Raw genomic sequence first — 5,955 nt, forward strand, 5'->3', positions numbered from 1 at the left:
TCTGACAGCAACCGATCCATCGTCGCTGCACTGACCATTAGCAGTTTATCGCGAAGCTCGGGGAGATGATGATGATCTTGGATTTGCATCGACAAGGCTTATCGGTGTCGGCGATCGCCAGGCAGACCGGCGCGGACCGAAAGACTGTCCGCAAGTATATCGAACGCGGTCTGGGAGCGCCGGCCTATGGGCCAAGGAGACCACGCGCGACGGTGATAGACCCATTCGCTGCTTATCTTCGGGAGCGCGTGGCGGCCTATCCTGGGCTAACGGCGCGACGACTTCTGCGCGAGCTGAAGGAGCGCGGCTACAGCGGCGGCTATACCGCTGTCACCGATTTCCTACGGGATATTCGACCGCCAGGCGAGCACGGATTTGAGGTCCGCTTCGAGACGCCGCCCGGCGAGCAGGCGCAGGTCGATTTCGCCCAGTTCCATGTCGTGTTCACCGATGAACCGACGACGCCGAGGATCGTCTGGCTCTTCTCCATGGTGCTCGGCTACAGCCGCCTGATCTGGGCTCGCTTCGTCATGCACCAGAACCTGCCAACGGTGCTTCGCTGCCATGTCGCGGCCTTCGACGCTATCGGTGGCGTTCCCCGCGAGATCCTTTACGACCGGATGAAGACGGCAGTCATCGGCGAAGGCGAGACAGACGGCATTATCTATAATCGCGCTCTTGTCGACTTGGCCCGCCATTACGGCTTTCACCCCAAGGCCTGCCGGCCCTATCGGGCCAAAACAAAAGGCAAGGTCGAGAGGCCATTCCGCTACATACGCGAAGACTTCTTCCTCGCTCGCTCGTTCCGCAACCTTGATGACCTGAACGCGCAGCTGCGCCATTGGCTGGATACGGTCGCCAATCCGAGGACCCATGCCACCACACTGCGTGTCGTCAACGAGGCTTTCGCCGAAGAGCGGTCTTATTTGCGGCTCCTCCCGCTGGCTCCATTCCGCTCGGTCCTGAAGCTGGAGCGCCGGATCTCTCGAGAGGGCATGGTCAGCGTCGGCGGCAATGCCTACAGCGTTCCTGATGCCACTCGCAGCCGGTTGGTTGAGGTTCATTCGCTCGCCGATGAGGTTCGCATATTCGAGAACGGGGAGCTGATCGCCGTGCATCCTGTTCTGGAGGGCCGCAAACAACGGCGCGTGGCGCCTGACCACCGACGAAGCGTGACCTCCCACCGCGCGCGGCCGCAGCCAGGCGATGGCGGTGTCACTCTCCAAGGTGCCGGTGACAAAGTCCTCCAGCGCTCTCTCGCTTTCTATGACGCTGTTGCGACGGCTATGGCTCGGGAGACCCGCCGATGAGCGCCGCCCTTGATGCTATGCCGTCGATGATCGAACGCATCCGTCACGATCTCGTCGGCCTCAAGATGCCGCGTGCTCTCGAGGCGCTCGACCACGTGGTCCGCCGCCTCGAGCATGGCGAACTCTCAGCCCTGGAAGCAATCGACATCCTTCTATCGGAGGAACTGACCTTGCGTGAGAACAGCCGCATCAAAACGGCTCTTCGCATGGGACGTCTTGCAACCATCAAGACGCTGACCGGCTTCGACTTTTCCTTTCAGCCATCCCTCGACCGGGACCGCATCTTCACGCTGGCCCAGCTCGGCTTCATCGACCGGTGCGAAGCCGTCCATTTCCTCGGCCCGCCCGGAACCGGCAAGTCGCAGCTCGCCACGGCCCTAGGCGTCGAAGCCAAGGCCGGAAAGAGCGTCTACTTCTGCACCTTGGCCGACCTGATAACCTCGCTCTCGCGGGCTGAGCGCGAAGGCCGACTGCAGGAGCGCATTCGCTTCTTCTGCAGACCAAGCCTGCTGATCGTCGACGAAATCGGTTATCTTCCCGTCATCGCCGGCGGCGGCAATCTCTTCTTCCAGCTCGTCAACGCACGCTATGATCGCGGCGCAATGATCCTCACCTCCAATCGTGGCTTTGCCGAATGGGGCGAAGTCTTCGGCGATCCCGTCGTCGCTACCGCCCTGCTCGACAGACTCTTGCACCACGCCGTCGTCGTTCAGATCGAAGGCTCAAGCTATCGGCTGCGACAGCACGCCGAGCTCATGCCCGAGCATGTTCGCTCGAAAGCGCTCATCACCCCGCCGTCCTTCGCTCCGCCACCAAAACCAAGAGGCCGGCCGCCGAAAAATGGCCATCTCTCCTCGTCATCCGGAGCGGCATAATTGGGGAATTTACTTCGGCACTTTTGGGGAAATTTCAGGCGGCATTGACAGTGGCAGCATCGACGACTTTGGATGGCAGGGCTTGCAATCACACGGATTGACCTGACGGCGGCGCAAGTTCGGGCTGCGGCGGCGAAGACGCGGGATGCCCGGGCAGCGCGTCGGATGCTGGCGATTGCCCTGGTTTTGGAGGGCGTCGGCCGTCAGACGGCGGCGGAGACCTGTGGCATGGACCGCCAGACGCTGCGCGACTGGGTGCATCGCTACAATGCGGAAGGGCTGAGCGGTCTTTCCAACCGGACGTCACCGGGGCGCCACCCGTGGCTGACGCCGGCGCAGAAGGCCGCGTTGGCGGCGTTGGTGGAACAAGGCCCCGATCCCGAGCGCGACGGTGTGGTGCGCTGGCGGCGCAAAGACCTGAAGCGCCGGATCGAGGAGATGTTCGGGGTTGTCATGCAGGAGCGCACGGTGGGCGCGCAATTGGCCGCACTCGGCTTCGTGCGGCTGACGCCGCGCCCCCGTCACCCGAAGGCCGACGAAGCGGCGCAGGCGGCGTTCAAAAAACCTCTCCGACACGGTAGCGGCGGTTCTGCCCGAACACGCCCGCGGCAAGCCGGTCGAGATCTGGTTCCAGGACGAGGCGCGGGTCGGCCAACAGGGGACGTTGACCCAGGACTGGGCCCGACGCGGAACCCGTCCGCGCGGCCCGCGCGACCGGCGCTACAAATGGGCCTACATCTTCGGCGCCGTCTGCCCGGCGCGCGCCGTCTCTGCCGCCCGCGTCCTGCCAAGGGCAACACCGACGCCCTGTCCCTGCATCTGGCGGAGATCGGTCGCCAGGTCGCCGCCGGGGCGCATGCGGTCCTCGTGCTCGACGGGGCAGGCTGGCACTGCGCTGAGGACCTCATCATCCCTGACAACCTCACGCTTCTACACCTGCCACCCTACGCACCCGAACTCAATCCAGTCGAGAACATCTGGGAATCTCTGCGCAAGAACAAGCTCGCCATCACCGTCTTCGATGGCTACGACGACATCGTCGACAAGTGCTACCAGTCCTGGAACTTCTTCGCAAACGACAAGAGTGTCGTCGCCTCAATCACGTCGCGCAAATGGGCGCAGGTCAAACGCTAATGCCGTTGGTATTAGTGGCTTGCACCGTAAGCGCAGCTATGAGGATGTGGACGGACGTTTCGGATAGCGCGGCTATTTGGATTCTGCTGATCGCTTCCCTGAAGAACTGCCGTATCATTCCGCTGCGTTCTCCGACTGGACTCGGTTCAGAGGGCGCCGATCTGCCCGAGCCCAGCGCTATCTCGGCCTGTTCGTGGCCATTATGATGAGTCTCAATCCAACGGAATCGTGCGGGTTGTCGACCGGAACTAAACCGGTTTACACAGATGTCGAAATTCGTTGTGCTGAGATTTCTGTTGCACAGTCGCGTCAGGTTTCCTGCTCTTCGGTGGCATAGCCGGCTTGGCGTATGGTTCGTATCACGCTGCGGTGTGAAACCGACTTGAGAGCCTTTCTGAGCCGGGCGATATGGACGTCAACGGTGCGCGCATCGACATAAATGTTGTCGGGCGAGGCCGCGCCGATCAGCTCGTCGCGGCTGCACACCTTGCCGCCGTTCTCGATCAGATGGCACAGCAGGTTGAACTCTATGGGGCCTAAATGGATCTGCTGGCCATTGCAGCAAACCCGATGGCTGGCAAGGCACCTCGAGGTCGCCACAGACGAGCGACTGGTTATACCCGCTCCCATGTGAGGCAGGTCGCGACATCGCGAGCTCAGCGCGCAGGTAGGCAAGCAGCTTGGCCGGTGCACCGGGTACCTCATGGACTTCCAAGCCGCCTTGCGCGAATTGCTTCCATCCAAGATCATCGCCGAGTTCGTTGGTCGTTTTGCGTAGCCCTATTTTGGCCGCAAAAAGAAGGGACCGGCTGTCGTTGAGCCGAGGCGTATAGTGGCGCATCGCAACTCTGTTTGCCTCAGCGACCGTCAGGAGATGACGAAGCTGCGCGTCACTCATCTCAGGGACACTACCTGCCTGCGTTCCGCACTCGAACAAGGCAGTGAACCTGACGCTCGCGCTGGATGGACTTCAGCTTTCGCCAGTGTTTCTTCAGCGCGGGAAAAAGGATGCTCAACGTGACCGCTTGATCGCTCAGCCAGTCAGGAATGGGCCTATTGCCGAGCAGGCGGTTTTTTCCGGCCGTCTATTAGAGCGTTTCCCTGACTGATTGACTCATTTGGGCTTTGCAAATCAGATGGGTTCTGATTCAAACTTCTGCCGATGGAGGTCGGCAGATAATGTCGAAAGCCCTTTCCGTTGATCTTCGCGCACGTGTTCTTGCCGCCGTCTCTGCCGGAGCATCGCATCGGGAGGCTGCCGCGCGCTTTGGCGTCAGTGCGGCCAGCGTGAGCCGGTGGCGAAACCTGCAAGTCCGTCAGGCCATGTTCGACCCGGTCCGCTGGGTGGAGACCGTCGTTCGCGCAAAACCGCAGCCAACGCCGACGCGATCATGTCGTGGCTTGAGGAACACCGGGACGGCACCTTGTTCGAACTTCGGGATGCCCTTGCAGCTCAGGGCATCGCCATCAGCAAGTCGGCGCTGCACCGTTTCCTCGTCCGGCACAATCAGACGCGCAAAAAAAGACTGGCCACGCGATAGAGCAAGCACGCCAAGACGTCTTGGAGCTCCGTCAGCCGTGGTTCGACGAGCAACTCGATCTTGATCCGTCGCGACTCGTGTTCGTCGACGAAACATGGACCGCGACCAACATGGTCCGCACGCATGGAAGATGCACCAGGGGTGAGCGGCTACGGATGGGTTTCCCGCATGGCCATCGTAAGACGACGACGCTTGTCGCCGGTCTACGAAATACCAGAATGGTCGCGCCTTTGGTCATCGACGGTCGGATCAATGGCGAGTGGTTCGAGGCCTATGTCGCGCAGGGTGCGTGACCTCGAACTCTATGCGCGCTTGAGTGTCAGTACGAACTGCAGTCCTGGACTTGAAAGAAAGCCAAGGTCGAGAGCAGCGTCCGTTTCGCGCAGAGCTGCATTCTCGGCCGGCTGCGCAAACACAACGTCCCGTCAGTCACAGACCCAACTCCCGCTTGACCGAAAACGACTTCGTCGAGAAATATCGAAAAGACCCAGACCCTTTATGCCGTCCGGCTTCTCCTCGGAATCGAGTCCGGTATACGCCGACCGCCGTCCACACAGTCATAGGCTCCCTTGCGGACTTGTCCCAGAAAAAAACGCCACTGGTTTTGATGACACTTGACACCTTAACGACGCGTCTGGCAGGTTTGCTTGCACTCGTCTTTTGGAGACTCACCTACCCCAGATCTTGCCTCGGGCTCTTTATCCGACGCCCACTACAACGGCTCTTTACCGCAGCAGCTCGGACTGTTTGAAACCCGCTCCTGAAGTCCGATTCCCAGGGGTCTGCCTTCATCTCCTACGCAGCTGTACAACACGGCTTTAGCTCATGATCAGCTCCTTCCATGCTGCTGTGGCACACCCTTCTTCTTGGTGTCGACCGAAATCACAGGCTGGTCCCTGGTCTGGGCCGCTATCACCCCGCGCGTTGATGCGCTCGAACTGCGCGTTGCGGTCGGGATGGTGCGAGCTGTCGTCCGCTTTGCCGTTGCTTTGACGGGAAAAACCAGTTTCACCAATTCCTTGGCGACCGAGTCGGCGCCCGCCTCATAGGTTCTCGCTCTCAAAAACCCGGAACGTCTCAGTGAGAAGCTCCATG

Annotated in this window: 3 protein-coding genes and 4 pseudogenes; 5 read left to right on the plus strand and 2 right to left on the minus strand. The window is 60.9% G+C overall.

Annotated features, from left to right (window positions below):
• Positions 1-47: 47 nt before the first annotated feature.
• The 4 genes and pseudogenes from istA to CO676_RS36955 all read left to right on the plus strand — a co-directional run.
• The gene (gene istA / locus CO676_RS33830; protein WP_097524259.1) at positions 48-1,310 is read left to right on the plus strand and encodes an IS21 family transposase; all 1,263 of its coding nucleotides are present in this window, start codon (positions 48-50) and stop codon (positions 1,308-1,310) included.
• Entirely contained in the window at positions 1,307-2,185 is an 879-nt protein-coding gene (gene istB, locus CO676_RS33835) for an IS21-like element helper ATPase IstB (protein WP_097524260.1), read from the plus strand. Before istA ends, istB begins: the two co-directional genes overlap by 4 nt.
• Positions 2,186-2,257: 72 nt before the next feature.
• Positions 2,258-2,740 (plus strand): annotated as a pseudogene (locus CO676_RS36950) (helix-turn-helix domain-containing protein); the annotation flags it as partial.
• Between the two features lie 264 nt (positions 2,741-3,004).
• Positions 3,005-3,319 (plus strand): annotated as a pseudogene (locus CO676_RS36955) (transposase); the annotation flags it as partial.
• 309 nt (positions 3,320-3,628) lie between these two features.
• Here the strand turns inward: CO676_RS36955 and CO676_RS36695 are convergent.
• Complete coding sequence (locus CO676_RS36695) at positions 3,629-3,919, minus strand: winged helix-turn-helix domain-containing protein (RefSeq protein ID WP_245424659.1); 291 nt, start codon at positions 3,917-3,919, stop codon at positions 3,629-3,631.
• A gap of 579 nt (positions 3,920-4,498) precedes the next feature.
• On the opposite strand from CO676_RS36695, the pseudogene CO676_RS33850 reads away from it, so the two are divergent.
• Positions 4,499-5,144: pseudogene (locus CO676_RS33850) on the plus strand (IS630 family transposase); the annotation flags it as partial.
• A 575-nt stretch (positions 5,145-5,719) separates the two neighbouring features.
• Here the strand turns inward: CO676_RS33850 and CO676_RS36700 are convergent.
• Positions 5,720-5,864 (minus strand): annotated as a pseudogene (locus CO676_RS36700) (ISAzo13 family transposase); the annotation flags it as partial.
• Positions 5,865-5,955 lie beyond the last annotated feature (91 nt).

The sequence above is a fragment of the Sinorhizobium sp. BJ1 genome (assembly GCF_002531555.1).
Lineage (GTDB): Bacteria > Pseudomonadota > Alphaproteobacteria > Rhizobiales > Rhizobiaceae > Sinorhizobium > Sinorhizobium fredii_B.